At 36.2% G+C, this 17,181-nt stretch carries 29 protein-coding genes and 1 pseudogene; 5 read left to right on the top strand and 25 right to left on the bottom strand.

What is annotated here, in order from left to right:
• Positions 1–19: 19 nt before the first annotated feature.
• The 12 genes from A5888_RS02555 to A5888_RS02610 all read right to left on the bottom strand — a co-directional run bounded on the left by A5888_RS02555 (position 20) and on the right by A5888_RS02610 (position 6,267).
• Positions 20–301: a metal-sensitive transcriptional regulator gene (locus A5888_RS02555; protein ID WP_086347594.1), complete on the bottom strand. Its 282-nt coding sequence runs from the start codon at positions 299–301 to the stop codon at positions 20–22.
• Between the two features lie 542 nt (positions 302–843).
• A complete protein-coding gene (locus A5888_RS02560) occupies positions 844–1,263 on the bottom strand; it encodes a phBC6A51 family helix-turn-helix protein (protein ID WP_086347692.1) in 420 nt (139 codons plus the stop codon).
• Complete coding sequence (locus A5888_RS02565) at positions 1,260–1,640, bottom strand: hypothetical protein (RefSeq protein WP_086347693.1); 381 nt, start codon at positions 1,638–1,640, stop codon at positions 1,260–1,262. Before A5888_RS02565 ends, A5888_RS02560 begins: the two co-directional genes overlap by 4 nt.
• Positions 1,641–1,654: 14 nt before the next feature.
• Positions 1,655–2,275: a hypothetical protein gene (locus tag A5888_RS02570; protein WP_086347694.1), complete on the bottom strand. Its 621-nt coding sequence runs from the start codon at positions 2,273–2,275 to the stop codon at positions 1,655–1,657.
• Positions 2,241–2,519, bottom strand: a complete 279-nt coding sequence (locus tag A5888_RS02575) for a hypothetical protein (RefSeq protein WP_086347695.1) — start codon at positions 2,517–2,519, stop codon at positions 2,241–2,243. Before A5888_RS02575 ends, A5888_RS02570 begins: the two co-directional genes overlap by 35 nt.
• Positions 2,512–3,024: a hypothetical protein gene (locus A5888_RS02580; protein WP_086347696.1), complete on the bottom strand. Its 513-nt coding sequence runs from the start codon at positions 3,022–3,024 to the stop codon at positions 2,512–2,514. Before A5888_RS02580 ends, A5888_RS02575 begins: the two co-directional genes overlap by 8 nt.
• Before the next feature lie 44 nt (positions 3,025–3,068).
• A complete protein-coding gene (locus A5888_RS02585; protein WP_339101889.1) occupies positions 3,069–3,245 on the bottom strand; it encodes a hypothetical protein in 177 nt (58 codons plus the stop codon).
• A 189-nt stretch (positions 3,246–3,434) separates the two neighbouring features.
• Entirely contained in the window at positions 3,435–3,857 is a 423-nt protein-coding gene (locus tag A5888_RS02590) for a hypothetical protein (RefSeq protein ID WP_086347697.1), read from the bottom strand.
• Positions 3,854–4,219, bottom strand: coding sequence for a sigma factor-like helix-turn-helix DNA-binding protein (locus tag A5888_RS02595; RefSeq protein ID WP_086347698.1), 366 nt, complete (start codon positions 4,217–4,219; stop codon positions 3,854–3,856). Before A5888_RS02595 ends, A5888_RS02590 begins: the two co-directional genes overlap by 4 nt.
• A complete protein-coding gene (locus A5888_RS02600; protein WP_086347699.1) occupies positions 4,216–4,554 on the bottom strand; it encodes a hypothetical protein in 339 nt (112 codons plus the stop codon). The genes A5888_RS02595 and A5888_RS02600 overlap by 4 nt, the downstream gene beginning before the upstream one ends.
• A gap of 408 nt (positions 4,555–4,962) precedes the next feature.
• Entirely contained in the window at positions 4,963–5,253 is a 291-nt protein-coding gene (locus tag A5888_RS02605) for a hypothetical protein (RefSeq protein ID WP_086347700.1), read from the bottom strand.
• Positions 5,254–5,949: 696 nt separating this feature from the next.
• Positions 5,950–6,267, bottom strand: a complete 318-nt coding sequence (locus A5888_RS02610) for a helix-turn-helix transcriptional regulator (protein WP_339101890.1) — start codon at positions 6,265–6,267, stop codon at positions 5,950–5,952.
• A 127-nt stretch (positions 6,268–6,394) separates the two neighbouring features.
• Here A5888_RS02610 and A5888_RS02615 point away from each other — a divergent pair, with 127 nt between their 5' ends.
• A complete protein-coding gene (locus A5888_RS02615; protein WP_339101891.1) occupies positions 6,395–6,694 on the top strand; it encodes a hypothetical protein in 300 nt (99 codons plus the stop codon).
• A gap of 43 nt (positions 6,695–6,737) precedes the next feature.
• On the opposite strand, the gene A5888_RS02620 is transcribed toward A5888_RS02615, so the two are convergent.
• From A5888_RS02620 to A5888_RS21465, 6 genes and pseudogenes are all read right to left on the bottom strand, one after another.
• Complete coding sequence (locus A5888_RS02620; RefSeq protein WP_339101892.1) at positions 6,738–7,337, bottom strand: hypothetical protein; 600 nt, start codon at positions 7,335–7,337, stop codon at positions 6,738–6,740.
• 42 nt (positions 7,338–7,379) lie between these two features.
• Positions 7,380–8,111, bottom strand: coding sequence for an IS21-like element helper ATPase IstB (istB, locus tag A5888_RS02625; protein WP_086347227.1), 732 nt, complete (start codon positions 8,109–8,111; stop codon positions 7,380–7,382).
• Positions 8,108–9,562, bottom strand: a complete 1,455-nt coding sequence (gene istA / locus A5888_RS02630) for an IS21 family transposase (protein ID WP_339101893.1) — start codon at positions 9,560–9,562, stop codon at positions 8,108–8,110. Before istA ends, istB begins: the two co-directional genes overlap by 4 nt.
• An 87-nt stretch (positions 9,563–9,649) precedes the next feature.
• Positions 9,650–10,078: a DUF4062 domain-containing protein gene (locus A5888_RS02635; protein ID WP_086347701.1), complete on the bottom strand. Its 429-nt coding sequence runs from the start codon at positions 10,076–10,078 to the stop codon at positions 9,650–9,652.
• Positions 10,079–10,270: 192 nt separating this feature from the next.
• The gene (locus tag A5888_RS02640) at positions 10,271–10,450 is read right to left on the bottom strand and encodes a hypothetical protein (protein WP_249274400.1); all 180 of its coding nucleotides are present in this window, start codon (positions 10,448–10,450) and stop codon (positions 10,271–10,273) included.
• Between the two features lie 138 nt (positions 10,451–10,588).
• Positions 10,589–10,657 (bottom strand): annotated as a pseudogene (locus A5888_RS21465) (hypothetical protein); the annotation flags it as partial.
• 222 nt (positions 10,658–10,879) lie between these two features.
• On the opposite strand from A5888_RS21465, the gene A5888_RS02645 reads away from it, so the two are divergent.
• A complete protein-coding gene (locus tag A5888_RS02645; protein WP_086347702.1) occupies positions 10,880–11,185 on the top strand; it encodes a hypothetical protein in 306 nt (101 codons plus the stop codon).
• A gap of 148 nt (positions 11,186–11,333) precedes the next feature.
• Here A5888_RS02645 and A5888_RS02650 read toward each other — a convergent pair whose 3' ends face one another.
• A complete protein-coding gene (locus tag A5888_RS02650) occupies positions 11,334–11,885 on the bottom strand; it encodes a helix-turn-helix transcriptional regulator (protein ID WP_339101894.1) in 552 nt (183 codons plus the stop codon).
• A gap of 285 nt (positions 11,886–12,170) precedes the next feature.
• On the opposite strand from A5888_RS02650, the gene A5888_RS02655 reads away from it, so the two are divergent.
• Positions 12,171–12,728: a hypothetical protein gene (locus tag A5888_RS02655; protein ID WP_339101895.1), complete on the top strand. Its 558-nt coding sequence runs from the start codon at positions 12,171–12,173 to the stop codon at positions 12,726–12,728.
• A gap of 360 nt (positions 12,729–13,088) precedes the next feature.
• Here the strand turns inward: A5888_RS02655 and A5888_RS02660 are convergent, their stop codons facing one another.
• The 3 genes from A5888_RS02660 to A5888_RS02670 form a co-directional block, all read right to left on the bottom strand.
• Positions 13,089–13,280, bottom strand: coding sequence for a hypothetical protein (locus tag A5888_RS02660; RefSeq protein WP_339101896.1), 192 nt, complete (start codon positions 13,278–13,280; stop codon positions 13,089–13,091).
• Positions 13,281–13,631: 351 nt separating this feature from the next.
• Entirely contained in the window at positions 13,632–14,159 is a 528-nt protein-coding gene (locus A5888_RS02665) for a DUF2262 domain-containing protein (protein ID WP_086347704.1), read from the bottom strand.
• Between the two features lie 60 nt (positions 14,160–14,219).
• Entirely contained in the window at positions 14,220–14,525 is a 306-nt protein-coding gene (locus tag A5888_RS02670; protein WP_086347705.1) for a DUF3784 domain-containing protein, read from the bottom strand.
• Positions 14,526–14,673: 148 nt separating this feature from the next.
• Here A5888_RS02670 and A5888_RS02675 point away from each other — a divergent pair, with 148 nt between their 5' ends.
• Entirely contained in the window at positions 14,674–15,090 is a 417-nt protein-coding gene (locus tag A5888_RS02675) for a hypothetical protein (protein ID WP_086347706.1), read from the top strand.
• 56 nt (positions 15,091–15,146) lie between these two features.
• Here the strand turns inward: A5888_RS02675 and A5888_RS02680 are convergent, their stop codons facing one another.
• Both A5888_RS02680 and A5888_RS02685 read right to left on the bottom strand, forming a co-directional pair.
• Positions 15,147–15,383, bottom strand: a complete 237-nt coding sequence (locus A5888_RS02680; RefSeq protein ID WP_339101897.1) for a hypothetical protein — start codon at positions 15,381–15,383, stop codon at positions 15,147–15,149.
• An 83-nt stretch (positions 15,384–15,466) separates the two neighbouring features.
• Positions 15,467–15,718 (bottom strand): cytoplasmic protein, encoded by a 252-nt coding sequence (locus A5888_RS02685; RefSeq protein ID WP_086347708.1) that lies wholly within the window; start codon positions 15,716–15,718, stop codon positions 15,467–15,469.
• Between the two features lie 116 nt (positions 15,719–15,834).
• Between A5888_RS02685 and A5888_RS02690 the strand changes: the two genes are divergently transcribed.
• Positions 15,835–16,203, top strand: coding sequence for an iron chaperone (locus A5888_RS02690; RefSeq protein WP_086347709.1), 369 nt, complete (start codon positions 15,835–15,837; stop codon positions 16,201–16,203).
• 287 nt (positions 16,204–16,490) lie between these two features.
• On the opposite strand, the gene A5888_RS02695 is transcribed toward A5888_RS02690, so the two are convergent.
• Positions 16,491–17,177, bottom strand: coding sequence for a DUF624 domain-containing protein (locus A5888_RS02695; RefSeq protein ID WP_086347710.1), 687 nt, complete (start codon positions 17,175–17,177; stop codon positions 16,491–16,493).
• Between the last annotated feature and the right edge of the window lie 4 nt (positions 17,178–17,181).

Genomic DNA, 17,181 nt, shown 5'->3' on the forward strand with positions numbered 1-17,181 from the left:
TCACCTACTACTTTCCTAATTACAACATTTTACTGTATTGCTGAATGGCCCGTCTAAGACTTGCGAGCTCTTTTTCAGTCTGGCCTGATTGAACGGCGTCCATAAATGTGTGATCGGCATGAGCTTCTAAAAGGATCTGACTGACTTTTTGAAGAGCAGATCTAGCAGAATTCAATTGGATGATTACTTCGTCGTAAGGACGTTCTTCAATAATCATGTTTTTAATTCCACCTACCTGTCCTTCGATTCTATTGATGCGCTTAACTAAATTACCTACTTCATGATCTGGATGATGTGACATATAGTTCACTCCTTAATTAATATATAGAGCATACCCCTATACCCTATATGTTAATACGAAGCTTCAGTAATTTCAAGCTTCCTCATTCCATAACAAAAATACCCAACAGAGGCATGGTGAATGTTGCACTTTATTCTGACATGTAGGAGTTGACAGCATTCATCAAACTGCTTAAAAACCCATTAATATCAGCGTTTACAGATGCTTTCATAGACTTCTGATAAACTGAATATAAACACCCTGTTTTATACACTCCATGAAAACATTGTTATTACAGCGTTTATACATTCACTGTATATTTGCAGTATGAATAAAGTTGCAGCTGTTAAATAACAGATCTGATTCATACAACCTATTTACTTTTTCTCCTTACACAGACAGCAGCGTTCAGGGATAATTACTGTTAACTCAGCAACAGCTATCTGCAAGATAGATTCTGATTGAACCCTGAAACCACAGTGTTTCTAAGTAGCCCCTGTTTAAATCAGAGGGGTAACAAAAAGAGACTCCCCTATTGTTACTGGGTAAGCCCCTTACTTTTATCAGTCCCTCTTTATGCCATAGCTCTTCATCAGTTCCTCAACAGTTTGCTTCCTGTTATCCATGATTGTGGCAGTAGTCTCAACCTCAGAAACCTGCTTAAGTATGCCTAGCTTCTTCATAATTAATTCTGCAGTCTTTACCTGTGTACTCTCTTTATACTTAGATGTAGGACTCATAACCTTTTGCATCCAGATGAATAAATCTGGAGCCAGAGTATCCATTTCTTCTACAGCTCTCTCAGTTAATTTCTTCTGAAACAGCTCTTCACGCTTCCACATGTAAATAGTTTTAGCGTTGATACCTAACTGCTCAGCAATTTCTTCATGAGTCATTCCAACAATATCTTTATATAGAAGCAACTCAATACACTCTAACTGGGTATCTGACAGATGATCAGCTTTATATCTTTTTATAGTCATCCATCTTCAACTCCTGTAATTGCTCTAATTTCAGACAAAAACTCCACAGACTTCTGTTGTTTATCAGAAAGTAATTGTTCAGCTTCTTCAATATACTGCAAACCTTTCTGAGCCTTTGTAATCTGACTAGAAGCAAAACCAGACTGATACCTGTAAATCATATGCTGTTGTAACTGTCTCTCTAGCTCCTCTTTATACTCCATTAGACCTACTTTGATTTCAGTAACCGTCAGGCTATGCTCTGAAAGACTGGAAACATACTTTTTAGGCTGTTGCTTAAGCTTCTGCAATTCAGCTTGCTTTGACTGCCTAACTTCTTGATGGACAGCAGAGACCTTTTCCAGCCCTGCTGCCATTTCCTGTAATACTTCAGCCATTGTTTTCCCCTCTCTTACTGGAATAACAGATGATTAAATTCTGCTTTCTCTCCTGCAGTTGGTTTTGTCATCCTAATTCTTGCAAAATTGACTCTTCTAATAAAGTTGCCGTCTGGAGCCTTTCTGTGTTCAGCCCCCTCATAGAAACAGCAGTCTCCAGCATACTTTTCATATTGTGCACTTAACTGGTCTACTTCAATGTTCAAATGCCCAACAACAGTATAAGTTGCTTCCCAAGTTATCAGACTGACATGTTCTTTGTATGGCTCAAAGTAGCTCACACAATCATTGTATAGCCTGTAAATTGCCATATGAGCAGCTTCAAATAATGGTACTGACTCATTCTTTCTTAAATCCTTAATCAACTGGATCTCTTCTTTAATTGTTGCAGGCTTTCTGGTGTCCTTCTTGAAGTTAACCATTGCAGAAATCTCTTCTAAATTAGTAACCTTATCCAGTGAGTTTACTTGAATTTCCTCAGCATCAGCCAGCTCTGTTCTCAACTCCTCAAGCCTTACCTCATATTTAGCAGTAAACTGATCAAGAGCAGCTAAGGCTGCCACAGCTGCCTGTTTGCTTTCAATCTTAATCTCATTCACATCATAATTCAGGTTGTTCTGAAACTTCAATGTCATCCTCTGCATCCTCCTCTTCTTTTTCTTCCTTATCTCCCTTGACTGCTTCTGTCAGTTGATCATATGCTTTCAAAAGCTCCAGTTTTTCATCAATGCGGATCATCCAGAAATCAGTATTTACTAAATGAACCTCTTTTTCTATCTGCTGTAGAATCCTTTCTGGTGACTGTTTGATTTCTTTTAACAAATAAGAAGCTAAAAACTTTTCTGGATCAGTAATCCTGAAATAATCTTTATTACTCATTTTCTTCTGTAGCCTCAGGAATGCCTTCTGTATCTGGAAACTGTTCTATTGCTTGATCTACAGTGGCATAGGGGTTATTTGTTAGCCAGTCCTGCACCTCTTTAATTTCCTTTATATTGTTTAAACAATCTTTCCAATTGTCATATGCGTGATCTGTCTGATGTTTATATTTTGCAAACTTAACACCTTCTCTTGAGTTAAATGATTCTGCATGACTCAGAAATGTTTTTAAATCCTGCGTATCCACTAAATTGTATTTACCAGACTTAAGTGCTTCTACTCCGTCAGCATAAGGCATAGCAGTAAGTTCTTTAGACTGAGAGAATTTTTTCCTTTGTCTTTGGTGAAAAGCATTCCATCCCTCTTGTCGTTCATTTCCTTCTTTGACATGATCAACCTCTTTGGCATCCATTCTTTTATATTCAGGTAGTTGCTCATTTTGATCTGCAAGCCCCATTGCCATTTTCTGTACTGCCGTTAATTTTTTTTCATTGTTTTGTTGCATTAAACATTCTCCTTTTCTACTTTGCTTTCTTCATGTTTTTTTAGCTAGCTGCAAAAACTTTTATAATTCAGTCCTACAACACGGCAGTATTGACTCTTGCTAACACATGGATAGAGCCCTTTAATTAAAAACCACTGCATAACATAAAACTCAGTCCCCACTCTCTGAACTACCTTTGCTGTAAGTTCCTTGTCCGTCATTCTAATAAATGATGTTGCCATTTCATTTCCTCCCTTCTAAATTACTTAGGTAAATCAGGTTAAGTAAATTTACCTATTATTTCCCTATCTATATAGGTAACTAGAACAAGATTTTTAAGGGTATTAACAAAAAAAAGTTAGATAATTTTACATAATTTGAACAAAGTAAAAAGCCAGAGCACCATTTTGATAGCTCTGACTGATTCATAGTTATTCTGATTTCTCTTGCGTGACTCTTTCTTTAGGAATATTTAATTTCTCTTTTATTGCAAAATAGCTCATAGTATCTTCATCCAACCCTGTCAATTCTCTTTTTTGGCGTGCCTTCTCTTGTGTTGGTGTAAGGAACTGCAGTGGCTCATCTTTTTTCTTGTATTTCTTCTTAATGTAGTCAGCAAGGATATAATTTGCCATGCAGTCTAAAACTCCATGAGTAGGGAATTTGCTATATTGACTAAAAAATAGCTCTGTGACTGACTCTATCTCTGCTTTCCTGTCTTCCGCTGTGCCAATATCTTCTATATCCAATTTTGCTAATGCTCCCTGACTATATGCTTTCAAAAGGAAGCCCTGAGCTTCTGTGCTGTTCATCTGCTGAAACTGCTCCAATGTCTGTGTTGCTGTTAGAATCACTTAATTGATTTCTCCTGTGTGCTTGTCATATTATCATCTATCCTTTCTGTCTTTTTATTCCACTTGTTTAATACACGTTGAAGCTTCTTTTTCACCGCATTCACGGCTCCTAATACTGCCTGAACAGTAACCCCTAAAACAGAAGCAGTTTGACTGAGATTTAAGCCTTTTTCCCAATGTAGTGTGACAATTTTTTTCTGATGTTCCGTCAGATTTGCCAGTTTTACAGCCCTTTCTGCATCAATAAGAATATCAATATACTCATATTGCCCTTTTTCTGCCTTGTACCTGTACGCTGATTCATTTGAGATTGCTGCAATAATTTCATGCAGTTTGTAATGGTGTGACTGGAATTTTGTCAATTAATATTGTTCTCTCCTTCTTGTTTATACCAACTATTTAACACTTGTTGAATCTTTCTTTTTGCAGTATTGCATCTGTCAATTACCCCAACATGACTAATACTTAGGATTCTTGCTGCTTCATGTGTTGAAAATCCGTACTTGTAGACTAACAGCAACGCCTCCTGTTGTTTGATAGATAATTTTGCCTGTTCTATACAAAGCGTTGCATCAACAATTGAAATTAAACTATCTGTGCATGAGGGTTCTCTATCTTGTCGGAACTCATCAGCATGCTCAACAGAATATAGAATGCCTGCTACCGTGTAATTGTTATTGCATTCCTTTATCCTCATTCTCCTCCTTTCAATGGTAAGCTTTCACAGAAAAATAATTACGTTATTTAAAACGCTGGTATCCTTTATGTGTAAGCATTTAATTTTTTTTCGCAGTTTTTTAATAAAAAAGTTCATTTTCTGGCTTACCAATCACCACAAATTACACACTAGTAGATGAAAGAGAAAAACAGCTGATATACTGCAATCACTGTTAACTTGTTAAGTTACTGCTGATTGATTGCCAACTACGTTGGGACTACGGCAAGTAAACTTGCCTTGTCATAACAGAAAATATGAACTGCAATAATACTGAAAAGATTAAACAGTGAATATAATCTGTATAGACTGTTACCTGTTTAAAGAAATATTTGCTGTTTAATCTTGCTGAGTTGGAAGCTTGAAAAGCTGACAACAAGGCGTAAGCCTTTATAAAAGTATTTTCTTCTGTTTTAATTCTCTGTACGCCTTCCTAACTGTTGGTAAAGTGTATCCAGTTAATTTAGCAATTTGAGAGACTGAAGGCGGTTCTCCTGCTGTTACACTGGATGCACAGTGAGCTAAAAGGACAACATAATTTCTGCCACCAACTTCAGCTATTGTTTCATCTAGTATTGTTGTGATATCTGTAGTGAGACACTCCCTTTCTGTAATTTCTCCTGTGGTAATGTTAACTTGCTGCAAATTCTGATAACTTAAAATTTCTGTTTTGATAAGCATGATCCTTTCTACTATTTTTTGCCTTACACATATACAAGTTCGTAAATAGTCACCAGTTGGGACACATAAAGAAAATATTTTTCTGTCCCCTATCTTTCCTTACGTAATAACAACTGAAAAACGGGACACTGATTTGAACAGTTTTCTCCTTTCACTACTAAAGACAAGATTTAGACCCTCATTGAGACAACTAAATGAAATTTTTTTTTACATCTCCTACACTTTAAGACGTATTTCACTGCTCATATGGGACACTTTTCAGGAAATCTTTTTCAGCTCCTATACTTTTCCTTAGTCCATTTGCACAACAGATTGGGACAGATTATAAAAGTATTTTTCAGCTCCACACGTATACATAGGCAAATACTCCTGTATTTTGAGACAACTTATAGAAAAAAATTTACTTTCCTACTTTTATAATTTCGTTATTATGCTCAGGTTGGGACAACAAGCAGATTTTTCTGCCTCACATTCTTAAAGACGAAATTTGGTTACTGATTGAGGCATTTTGAAAGAAAAAAAGATGCGCCATTTTTGGGAACATCTCATATCACTGCTGAAACACAGCAAAAAAGCCAGAGGACTCTGCAGAGAATCCATCTGGCTTATTCTGTACTATTCTGTTGTGCTGGTTCTGTTGTTGTACCGTAAAACTGTATGTGTTCTGGAAGAGACTGAGTTAAGCTGCTGATCTATCTAACTATTATTTAAGCTTTTTAGCAACCACAACACATGTTCCAAGGTCTCATTATCTAACTCTGTCAAATTCATATTAATATCCGCTAAAAGTTGTTGTTGATCAGAACTTTCATATAGAAATTCACTAACTGAAATATCTAAGTAATCACAAATAGTATACAGCATTTGGATTGATGGCATGGAACGTTTGTTTTCTATAGAATTGATATAATTTTCATTCTGACCAATGGCAATACTCATTTCTCTAGCACTGACATTTTTCTTATTTCTAAAGTAATTCAGTCTATCTGATAAAAATGTTTCAAAATCAAGCATGAGCATTCCTCCTTTACTACACTATTCTACATCATGAAAACCAAGAATATACATCTTATAAAATAGTAATTGCATTGTTAAACAACTTTAAATATTGTATAATTCAAGAAAGACATTTTCAAAAAGTGTGAAAGGAGGAATACTTCTGAAAACAAAGAATGAGCAGCCAATAAAAAGTGTATCACAGCAGGATATCCACTCTTTAGTTGATCTGTTGACTCAACTGAAATCATGGACTGCACCACTTAAGTTAATTGAGAATTATTTCAGTGATGAATCACGTCCAGTTAACAAACAGAAATTAGCAAATGAATATTATGCTTATTCAAAGATATTCAAAGCTTTTCATTGTGATCTTGACCATATTATTGAACAGTCAGAAACACAACTGAATGAGCTGAAAAGCAGACGAAAAATGGAAGTATAATAAAAATGAGGAAGAACAGTGATCAGCTGCTCTCCCTCTTCTTTTATGCATTATTAACTTCTTCTTCTTCAAGAATACTTATATACTCTAGATGAGTAAGTAATTCAACTCCCCCATTACTTAGCACGTATCCGTTAACAGTATCTTCATACTCACCCTTAAAGTCAAAAATCTCAACCTCTTCTGACTCAACAATTCTATATTGTATTAATTTAGGAATTGCCTCTTTAAGAAGAGTATCATTTATATTTTTGTATGCTTTTGGCTCAACCAGAATATGACCTTTAGTTAACATGACTTCTTTCAAACTTGTTTCTCCATTAACATTTATCTTATTCAATAGTTTTACGAGAGCATTAATATTATAAGAACCAATTTTCTCTGTTTCAATAATACTGGCAGCTTCTTTCAGCTCAGCAGCCTCTTCAGTTTTAGCCAGTGCTTTCTTGGATAACTCAGTATTTTCTTCTCTCAACTTCTCCAACTGATCAAGAAACTCTGCACTAACCCACCCTTTTAGAGTATCCTCATACTTTTTGTTGATTCTGTTCATTGCACCTAAAATTGCACCTTCAATTTGATCAAGATTATCAATATTTTTTACTATTTGGTCTTTCACATCACTTTTGAATGTTAAACGCAACTGAAAAAGGGGCCACTGGATGATTCAAAAAGGGGCCAAAAATTAGTTTAGCCATTTCTTTGTATCTTCTACACGAAAAGATGGACCACTGAGATCCAACACATGAGCCCGATGGGCCAAACGGTCCACCATTGCTGCTGTAAGCATTGGATCTTTAAAGGTTTCTTCCCAGCGATCGAAGGACAGGTTCGTCGTGATGATCATCGAGCCGGCAGTCGTTCGATTCGAGAGAAGATTAAAGAGAATCTCGCTTCCTATTTGATCAAATGACACATAACCTAATTCATCTAGAATAACTAAGTCGTATTTGCCAAACCGGCGCTTATAAAAATTCAACTGGTTCGCACTCATGGATTCTTTTAGTTCGATGACCAAGTTAGGGATATTCGTAAAGAGGACACTTTTTCCGGAAAGACAGGCTTCCATTCCGAGAACAGTTGCTAAATGGGTTTTCCCAACGCCAGGATTGCCCATTAAAATAAGATTCTCTTTTTGATCGATGAATCGTAATGTTTTCAACTCTTTGATTTGTTTCTTCATTTTCACTTCTAAATGACTGTCCATGTAGTCATCGAACGTCACTTTACTTGGCAATTTTGATTGACGAATCAGTGTTTGAATCCGATTGTTTTGCCGCTGTTCAATCTCTAACGTAAGCAGCTGTGTAAGAAACTCCTCAAAATTTTGATCCAGGTCGATCGCTTGCTGGAGTAAAGTGGAATAGTTTTTCTTCAGATAAGGTAATTTTAATTGCTTGGCATATGCTTCGATCATTTATTGGCCGCCTTTCTCACTTGGTGGATCAGATTATATTCCTGCAGTTGGTTTCTCGCTTCATTTACCGCTCGACTAGGTGGTGTTTTAGAGACCTTATGGTCTTTCAACGCTTCTTCTTCTAACTGGATGATCAATTGATCCAAAGAGATACTTAAATGATTTTCAATAAATTGAAGAAATCTACGCGGGGTCTTTTGATAATACTGAAGAAAACAATGCCGCAACTTAGGTGTCTTCTTCAAAACAAGCGAGTGTTCCAATGACTTAGGCTTCCGTAAAAAAGTCGTTAAATAATGACGAATATCGATCGAGTATTGCTTTTCTCCCTTCTGAATAAGGTGTGTCGCGATAATCTGGCTGGAACCGACAATTTTCAGTTCATTGAGATAACGTTTCACGATGACTTTCTGACCAACCAGATAATCTGGAACGGAATAGTAGTTGCCATTCACATGGACAAAACTATATTTATCTACGGTTTGCTTTGTAGTGATACCGTAGTCATAAAATCCTCGGAGCGGCTGTAATTGTGCCTGTTCCACAGCGATCGTCGAGTCTAAGTTTAATTCAAGTATAGCTTGATCTAAATGTTTTTGGGCATGTCCAATCGATTCAAACTCATACTGTTTTGTGAACGCTTTTCGGCGTAAAACCTGCACACTTTTCTCTACGTGTCCCTTTTCATGGCCGCTGAAGGGATTGGTCACCACTGGCTCAAAGCGATAATAAAGAGCCATTTTCACTAACTCGTCATTGAGTTCCTTCTCATGTCGGCCGACAAAGCGTTTCACTACGTTTCGCATATTGTCATAAACAACCGTAGAGTAAACACCCTGAAGCTGTTCAAAGAAACAAATATGGGCATCCAAGAAAACCTGTTGGTTGGCAGATTCATAGAGCTTTCCCCAGCGGTAACCAGAAGCTGGGCAAGAGAATACCGCGATCGTCAATGTTCTCTTTTGTTGGTTGATCAGACATTTTACTTCACCAAAATCAAACTCGGTTCGATAACCCAATGGGTAAAGCTGCTTGATATACGCCTCTTTTTTTGCTTGAAGTTTTTCTCGAATATATGGACGTAATGTACTCTGTCCAATATCAAACCCTTCTGATACCAACATTTCGTGAATCGCTACAGTGGTCAATCGTTGTTTATGAGGACCAAGCTGTTTGGCTTTTAATTGATCAAATGCGAGAATTTCTTCGACCCGTTGGTCGATTTCAGGTGTATATTTTCTAGGTTGCCTATTCTCTGTTTGATAAGTTGGTGGAGCCGTTAACTGCTCTTTTTTTATCGGATTGGCAGGATCTTGTTCCAATGATCGTTGTGCTGCTTGATACTGCCGCCAGTAACGACCAACAGTTTTTCGATTGAGACCCAGTTTTTTCGCAACAGAACGTTGAGAACGGCCACCTTCCAGCAGACGAATGATTGTTAATTTATCCATAAAAGTTATCACTCCAAGACCTCCAATAAGTAAATTGATTCTTTACTTATTGTGAGTTAGTAGTGGTCCCTTTTTCAACCATCGTTTCTATGAAAAGTGGCCCCTTTTTAAACTAGCATAAACATTGAAATCTTTATATTTCTGATTATTAAGCTCATATTCAAGCCCATCAACCTCATCAGTTGGATCTGAAATCTTTGCTTTTAAATATTCATCTGTAAGAACTAGTGCAAACATTGGTTTTCCTAGTTTCTGTGCTTGCCTATACTCCCACTCAGTATAACTTTGACCAGTCTCATCTACAGAACCATATCTGCCTCCCAACAACAGCATGTATACGTCTGACTCTTCAATCCATTCTTGAATTAATTCCTTTTGAGAGTCATCACCAGCCTGAAAAAGCTCCATTCCTGCTGGGATATCTCCAGATGATAAAATTGCTTCTACAGCTTTCTGTCTCTCTTTTTTCAAATCAGTATAAGTTGATGAAATGAATACCTGTAATTTACGCTCCACAGTCTAACCCCTTTTCTATTGTTATTCACTTTTGATTATAGCAAACTGTAGGAAATATTTCTGCTTTTAAAGGCAAAATAAAAAAGCTAAAGTAATCTGCTGAAGATCACTTTGGCTTATTCTGGTATGCTATTTCTGTTTTCCAGCTGTAATAGTACCTGCATTCAGTGATAAACAGAACTAAAATGTTGATTATGCTTGATCTTTCTTTTCTTCATGTACTTCTTCTACTCTATACCCAAATGAATCTTCATCTGAGGAAAATATATTTGAATCAAGAGTTATATTGTCTGTTTTCCTTGATAAAGCATTGCCAATTGCTTCATAAAGCTTCACTGTTTCATCAAATGACAAGTCCTTTACGTATTCCATAATCATTTCTGTGTTAATTGTTTCAGCAGTCTTAGAAAGGCTCTGAGAGGCTTCCGAGAGCTTATCTGTACGCCCTGCTAAATAATCTGTAGGAACGTTGAATAGGGTTGCTAACCTTATTAATCCTTCTACAGTTGGGTATGCCTGTCCAGATTCATAAGACCGTACTGCTCTATCTGTAATACCTAAATGTTTAGCAATATCAATCTGCCTAAATTCATTTTTTTTCTTAGTTCTTTCAGTCTCTCAGAAAATTCCATTCAATCATCTCCTTGACAGGAAGTTTAATACCTGTTCAATATTAAAGTAAAAGCCAGTGTTAGAGCACTGACCTTTACAACTGGTTACAGAGTTAACTGCACCAACTCAATACAGTTATTATAGCAGTTTTCTCTGTGGCTGACAATCAGACCACAGGAGGAGAAAGAAATGACAAATGTAAAAACAACAATGAACACTGTAAAAATGATATTGGATTGTTACGCAGACATCACAGCTGGTGAAGCTAGGCACTGTAAAAACTCAGAAAGCCTGTTCTATAGTGATCAACTTACAGAGGTTACTACAGTTAATTTAAAAGGCTCTCAGATGCTTGTATGCAACATGATAACAGCTAATCTGGTAAATGTTCAGTATTATAGTAATGATTGCTTAGAGGCTGAATTGGAAGCTTTCAGTACACGGAAAGATTTACTGCTCCATGCTGTTCAGACTATAGAAATAATGACTGATTGATAGAGCAATTATAGATACGTTGCCTCAAAATTGAGGACATCTTTTTATAGCGTAATTAAGGAGGGCTAACAGTGAGATGCTGTCAGTCCTCTTTTTCTTCTGGACAAAAATGTCCGCCTGCAGATTTACAGACAGAAATGTCTAAAACTTAATCACCTTTTAGCTCCTCAGATACTTCATTCATCCAATGTCTGGTTGCTTTTACTCCTTCATCTGGCATATCAATGTACTTAGCTATTTCAAGTAAAAGTAATTTTTCACGGTTTCCTAGCTTCATAAAATTCCCTTCACCAGTTAAGTCATTAGGTCTTTCAAAAATTAAAGTAGTATTCTCAGATAAGACATCTTCTAACTTTACATAATCAATTTTGTTAGCATTATCTATATTCCGTCCAATCAAAGTATCTATTCCTACATTAAAAAAATCAGCAACTTTAATTATTTTCTCAATAGAAGGCATTGAGTTTTTCCACCGTCCTATAGTACCGTTACCGAATCCACATATCTTTTCAATTGTAGCTATGGTAGTATCATGCTCTTTTGCTAGTTGAAGTATTCTGTTATGAAGGTTTAATGAAGGAAGCTTCTGGGTTAACATGTCACACATTCTTCCATTAGCAATCATATACTCAGTTTTATTAGTACTCTTTAGCTTGTCATGAAGAATCATTATTTCTTCTCTATATTTATTATAATCCATTTCGTCCTCCTGAATACGCTTTTTTTCTATTCTTCTATTGACAATAGATAATTTACGAATTATACTAAAATCAACAATTAATCTAATTCATAAACATTTTAGCATATTTACGATTTTTAGTAAATCAGTCCACAGCAGTATCTGCATAAAAAAAGAGCAGAAAGCTCAAAGCTCTCCACTCAATTAGATTATTACAGGTTGAAACCTGCTACAATAAACCCTAGACAAGTTTATTATAACAGAATTTCTCCTGATAATAAAATAAATTTTTTAGGAGGTATTCAGATGAATACTACAGCAAACGTCACCAGCGCACCACAGATCACCACAGGAACAGAAGGACAGTTACTCATGCCAGTTGAATTGGGCTTACAGCTAATTAGTCAGCTCCATATTATTCAACAGGTAAATGCAGAGTACTTGCAGCAAGAGTTATCTATTGAAGATATCATTGCAGAAGCAATCTCTGAACCCTACAAAGAGGCTGTTAGTGAAGTTCAGTTTCAAGAAACTCATAGACTCCCTTCAGAGGCTGTTACAGCCATTCTGTCAATTATGCAACAACTTGCATGGGTAATTGAGTATGAACCGTTTGAAGGCTATCTGAGGAACGTGGCAACACTCAGCAGCACTAATATACGTGTATCTATGTTGGAACTAAGCAAGAGCCATGTACTTGTCCAGATCAGTAATGACGGTATTATTGTACAGTGTTACAGAATCCCTATCAGCAAAGTAAGAAAAGCATTTATTTTATATCAACAGGTTACTGATAGATGGTGTGAAGCCAACCTCTTTGAACTGTTGGATCAACTGGAAATGAACAGTTACACTCAATCATAATATATGAAAAAAGAAGGCAAGCAGATAGCAACTGTAGCCTTCTTTTTTACTGACAAATTCCAAGTTAAAATACTGTTGTTATCTGTAGTCCACAGAAAATATTGCTGTTAAAATTATAGTATGATATGATGAAATCACTATAGAAACGGTAGAAGAATGTTGATATTACTGGGATGGATTGATTTTACAGCATGGACAACCGATAAAATGTCTCGTTACGCACGGATTGCATTGGGTATTCGTTAAGACTAGGATAAAAATACATTCTTTCAATAAAGTGAAAAGATGAGCTGAGGCTATTTCCTCGCTCATCTTTTTTATTATCAATTAAAATACCGCGATTTTTAAGATCTCCTCTTATTAATAATGTTCAAAATATTTTTTGAACGAAGCAAAATCTCCTCCACGCAAATGAGTACTATACAGCATTCCCCAGATTTCAACTTTGTCTATTTCTTTATGATCTATAACCTTATCTATTTTAATTGTTGGATGATTTTTCAACAAATACGCTTTTACTTTTTCAGCGTTTGTTCTTTCTGTTTCTCTCATTGAGTAATGCCTCCTTTGAACCGACCATTGTTCACTTATTCCTTTAAATAAAAAAACAGTAGACTTTTCTTTTGAAAAATCCACTGCGTTTCTTAGCTTTGCAACAGCACTAAGCTTTCTTTTTGAATACAGCTTTCAGTAATAAAATTCCGGATATGATTGTTATTACTGCCTTTAAAAGTTGAATTTTATCAATTTTGTTTCGCTTGTTCATAACGCATCCCTCCAGTATTTACTCTACCTTCATTTTATAGCCTGTATAAATGAAATACTAGTAATAGGCAACTAAAAAATAGAAATTTTGCCTTTTCTTATACTACTGTCGCATTTTTATCATCAATTTATGATAAACTACCCTGCCAAACCATTCACGCGAATCTCATGATTTGATTCAATGAATACTTCAATCGAATGATAAGCAAAATAGTCTGGACGACAATTAACGTACAGAGATAAAGAAAACTTCGACAAGTCTTCTTCAAAATCAATCCCAAGACTATTAAAGAACAAACTATTGGAAAAGTCTTGCGGACTAATTGGCAGTTGCACCTGCTGTCCATCCTCCATTTCATAGCATTCTTCCTTGCCTTCGACTTCCTGAGCGCTGCTTGCCCAGTCTTCTGCTAAGTCAAGCATGCCTCCAGTGATTAAAGCAGTAACAATTTTGTCTTTGTTATTTTCCAGCCAATCGATCTCTTTGCTGACGATTTTTACTAAGGAATGTTTCTCTTGTAGTTCTAATGTATCTAACGGTTTTTCCAGAGAAACAGAAAAAATTGTTTGCTTCCCCCATAAAATAACTGGAAATGTGTAGTAGTTTGTCAGTTGCTCTTCTTTCTCCCACTCATATAATGGTCGAACGAAAACATGATCTTCCATTCTTTAGCCTCCTTTTTTACCGAGGTATTCTATGTTTGTCTTTTCATTTTTGAGTCTCTTTTACTTTTTAAACCTTGGTGAAAAGTTTGTGTAAACGAGCAAAAATCCTGTTGGAATTATAATCAGCCAGCCGAACAAATCATTGATTATCGGAACCCAAATCAGTAAAATACTAAGGAGCGATACATATAATAGGAGGATTCCTACAGCACGACCAAGGGCTTCCCCATTTACCGAGCGGCGCTTTTCAGCTCCCATTGTGTTATAGCCAGCTATTAACATCAACCATTTCCCCCTAAGTAGTTGAATCCCAAAAATTATCATTATTAGAGCAACACCTAACTGCACCGTCAAATCACTGTTCATCTCTTCAACCTCCTTTATTAACTACTAAAATTATAGCACAAAGCAACCAAAGGAGAATTCGTTTTCATCCATTTGAAAATAACATTTACCGAAATGAAGATCAATGGTATGGTTAACTGAAAAGGTTGCATAAAAAAGGAGGATTCACATGAAACAATTTATAGTCTGCGTCACCCTATTACTCTTACTATCAGGTTGTTCCAATTTCGACACTACGGAAAACAAGGAGACACCAGTAACCGCATCAACCAGTCATCATATTGAGCCAGATACAGGTGTTGAATTTGAATTTGTTCCAGACAAACAACTGCTTAAAATCGCGAACAACTCAAAGAAATTAGTGACTATCAATAGATCTGAAACAGCGTTTTTTAAGAAAGAAGGAACAAACTGGATCGGAGAAGTCGGGGGCCGCGGTGCAATTTTTATGACCCAAAATCTTCTGCCAGGAGAAACCTCCGAAGATATGTTTCAAGTGCCTTTTGATACGGGAACAATCAAAGGGGTTTTTAGCTATAGTATCGATCAAGAAGAGTACACTAAAGAAATTGTTTTTGAGAAATAACTCCTCTTCCGATTCGCTTTGAACAATTCTGCTCATTCAACTGCTCTTACTTATTACTATGATTTTTGTTTATTCACTAATCGCTCGTTTCCTCGTTTGAAATTTCCCGTTACTTTTGCTAAAAGTAATTGGTTTTCTTCATTTGTACCAACGAGCAATTTTTCTACTAATTTTTGTGCTTTCTTTCCCTTAACAATCATTATTTGCTTATTATAATAAAAAATAAGAAGCTTGTTATCTTTGCCTTGTTTAAATGTAAATGCTTCGTCTTCAACTAATTTATCTAGTCCCAACTTTTCTCCTCCTAAAGATGTTACTTAAAGACCTATACATCACCAGAACCGGAGCACACCCCTCTTAGCTTTCCGGACATCCTTTAATGAAACCAGTATTTTTCCATTTGTTGTAAGAGGTTTTGGGTAATTGGATAACCAGAGCTTTCGCCAAGAACTGCATCTATACCACAAAACGGACAGAGTGCCGGTCCTGTTTTATCAGATATCCACTGCGTTATTTCACGTGGATGAACTATTTTAAGACAGTGAAAACAGCCACAGGTAGAATCCTTTTCCAGTGTATTTTTATGGTTTGATGTGGATTTATGAGCAGCTATATAATCTGGTAGCAAACAACATCCTCCTCTCCATTTTTTCTACGAATACGTTCCTGACTGAGTCATAATTGATTTTAATGTTATCTAATTTCGTCTTATGCTATAATCCACTCATGAAAGGGGTTTTAGCTATGAATCATTTCGAAGAATACCTTACCAGCATCAACGATCCTGAGCAACGAGAAAAAATGACTGAGCTGCTCTCATGGATTATTGAAGAATATCCCACATTGGTTCCGGTAATCAAATGGAACCAACCGATGTTTAGTGATCATGGGACCTTTATCATTGGATTTAGTGTTTCAAAAAAACATTTTTCTGTTTCCCCGGAGGTTAAGACCTTAAATCATTTCAAAACGGATATTGAAAATGCAAACTATGACCATACAGAAAACATTATCCGAGTGAAATGGACACAGGCAATCGATTATGCGTTATTGAAGAAAATGATTGATTTTAATATTACTGACAAAGCTGAATTCACTAAGTTTTGGAGATAATTGGTAGAACATTTTCACTTTTGCTTTTTTTTCGGAATATCAGAGTTACTATCTTCTATCGCAAAAATCCTTGTGTCATACTTCTTTACTCACTGGTTTCATTAAAAGTATAGCATACAGCATCCATTTAAATAGGACAGTTTAGCGACAAGTGAAGCGATAATCAACAATAACATAATAAAAAATTGCCCTCTAAGTTGAGTGGACTGTCAAAGATTAGATGATTTATCTAATTTTTGATGTCACTTCATACGAAGAAGGCATTTTTAATATACGCTAAATAGTGTTTATTTCGCTGTAACCTCACTGGATGAGTCACCATTTTTATGCAAGATACTGGCATTTAAATAAATAAGACCTGCTAATAATGAAGGAGTAATCAGAAACCCGAATTGAGGCTTCAAAAGCATCAACAATGGAAGCAGCAGATATAATAACACATTCAACAAGCTGATATACCATTTTCTGAAAACGTAATAGATTGAAAGATGAACTACATCTTTGATCGATGCTCTCGGGTTCTTTACCTGAAAATACCAACAATTGATGCTCAACGCAATTCCTACTATTGCAACAAGCAGAAAGAACGGAATCAGCCATTGCCCATTTGTTACTTTTGAGAAAAAGAAAATGTCCACTACAGCAATGATACTTCCTAACCAGCCGGGCAACCACATAAGCAAGCCTCGCACTCCAAAACGTCGGTAACCTATCAAGAATTGACGAACCGGTGAAACATCCTGATCCTGTTTAAATCGATCAATAACAGAAAACAGCGCACCCATAGCCGGTCCAAAAAATAAGAGACTGACAGTAAATGGAACGATATTGCGACTATCCACTGCTAAAAATACGACAGATAGAAAAAACGGACTTGTTACTAGCGTAAAACATATGCTACTCAGTAAGAAAATATACGCCCATCGAAACATCTTCATGTATATGTTGTTATCAAAAGTCTGTTTTCGAAGCATTTCT

The organism is Enterococcus sp. 9E7_DIV0242 (genome assembly GCF_002140975.2).
GTDB lineage: Bacteria > Bacillota > Bacilli > Lactobacillales > Enterococcaceae > Enterococcus_L > Enterococcus_L clewellii.

What these genes read in the sequence shown, in the direction of transcription:
- A5888_RS02555 (WP_086347594.1), bottom strand. Translation starts at nt 301, where the DNA reads ATGTCACATCATCCAGATCATGAAGTAGGTAATTTAGTTAAGCGCATC.
- A5888_RS02560 (WP_086347692.1), bottom strand. Translation starts at nt 1,263, where the DNA reads ATGACTATAAAAAGATATAAAGCTGATCATCTGTCAGATACCCAGTTA.
- A5888_RS02565 (WP_086347693.1), bottom strand. Translation starts at nt 1,640, where the DNA reads ATGGCTGAAGTATTACAGGAAATGGCAGCAGGGCTGGAAAAGGTCTCT.
- A5888_RS02570 (WP_086347694.1), bottom strand. Translation starts at nt 2,275, where the DNA reads ATGACATTGAAGTTTCAGAACAACCTGAATTATGATGTGAATGAGATT.
- A5888_RS02575 (WP_086347695.1), bottom strand. Translation starts at nt 2,519, where the DNA reads ATGAGTAATAAAGATTATTTCAGGATTACTGATCCAGAAAAGTTTTTA.
- A5888_RS02580 (WP_086347696.1), bottom strand. Translation starts at nt 3,024, where the DNA reads ATGCAACAAAACAATGAAAAAAAATTAACGGCAGTACAGAAAATGGCA.
- A5888_RS02585 (WP_339101889.1), bottom strand. Translation starts at nt 3,245, where the DNA reads ATGGCAACATCATTTATTAGAATGACGGACAAGGAACTTACAGCAAAG.
- A5888_RS02600 (WP_086347699.1), bottom strand. Translation starts at nt 4,554, where the DNA reads ATGAGGATAAAGGAATGCAATAACAATTACACGGTAGCAGGCATTCTA.
- A5888_RS02605 (WP_086347700.1), bottom strand. Translation starts at nt 5,253, where the DNA reads ATGCTTATCAAAACAGAAATTTTAAGTTATCAGAATTTGCAGCAAGTT.
- A5888_RS02610 (WP_339101890.1), bottom strand. Translation starts at nt 6,267, where the DNA reads ATGCTTGATTTTGAAACATTTTTATCAGATAGACTGAATTACTTTAGA.
- istB (WP_086347227.1), bottom strand. Translation starts at nt 8,111, where the DNA reads ATGATCGAAGCATATGCCAAGCAATTAAAATTACCTTATCTGAAGAAA.
- istA (WP_339101893.1), bottom strand. Translation starts at nt 9,562, where the DNA reads ATGGATAAATTAACAATCATTCGTCTGCTGGAAGGTGGCCGTTCTCAA.
- A5888_RS02640 (WP_249274400.1), bottom strand. Translation starts at nt 10,450, where the DNA reads ATGGAATACGTAAAGGACTTGTCATTTGATGAAACAGTGAAGCTTTAT.
- A5888_RS02645 (WP_086347702.1), top strand. Translation starts at nt 10,880, where the DNA reads ATGACAAATGTAAAAACAACAATGAACACTGTAAAAATGATATTGGAT.
- A5888_RS02650 (WP_339101894.1), bottom strand. Translation starts at nt 11,885, where the DNA reads ATGGATTATAATAAATATAGAGAAGAAATAATGATTCTTCATGACAAG.
- A5888_RS02655 (WP_339101895.1), top strand. Translation starts at nt 12,171, where the DNA reads ATGAATACTACAGCAAACGTCACCAGCGCACCACAGATCACCACAGGA.
- A5888_RS02660 (WP_339101896.1), bottom strand. Translation starts at nt 13,280, where the DNA reads ATGAGAGAAACAGAAAGAACAAACGCTGAAAAAGTAAAAGCGTATTTG.
- A5888_RS02665 (WP_086347704.1), bottom strand. Translation starts at nt 14,159, where the DNA reads ATGGAAGATCATGTTTTCGTTCGACCATTATATGAGTGGGAGAAAGAA.
- A5888_RS02670 (WP_086347705.1), bottom strand. Translation starts at nt 14,525, where the DNA reads ATGAACAGTGATTTGACGGTGCAGTTAGGTGTTGCTCTAATAATGATA.
- A5888_RS02675 (WP_086347706.1), top strand. Translation starts at nt 14,674, where the DNA reads ATGAAACAATTTATAGTCTGCGTCACCCTATTACTCTTACTATCAGGT.
- A5888_RS02690 (WP_086347709.1), top strand. Translation starts at nt 15,835, where the DNA reads ATGAATCATTTCGAAGAATACCTTACCAGCATCAACGATCCTGAGCAA.
- A5888_RS02695 (WP_086347710.1), bottom strand. Translation starts at nt 17,177, where the DNA reads ATGCTTCGAAAACAGACTTTTGATAACAACATATACATGAAGATGTTT.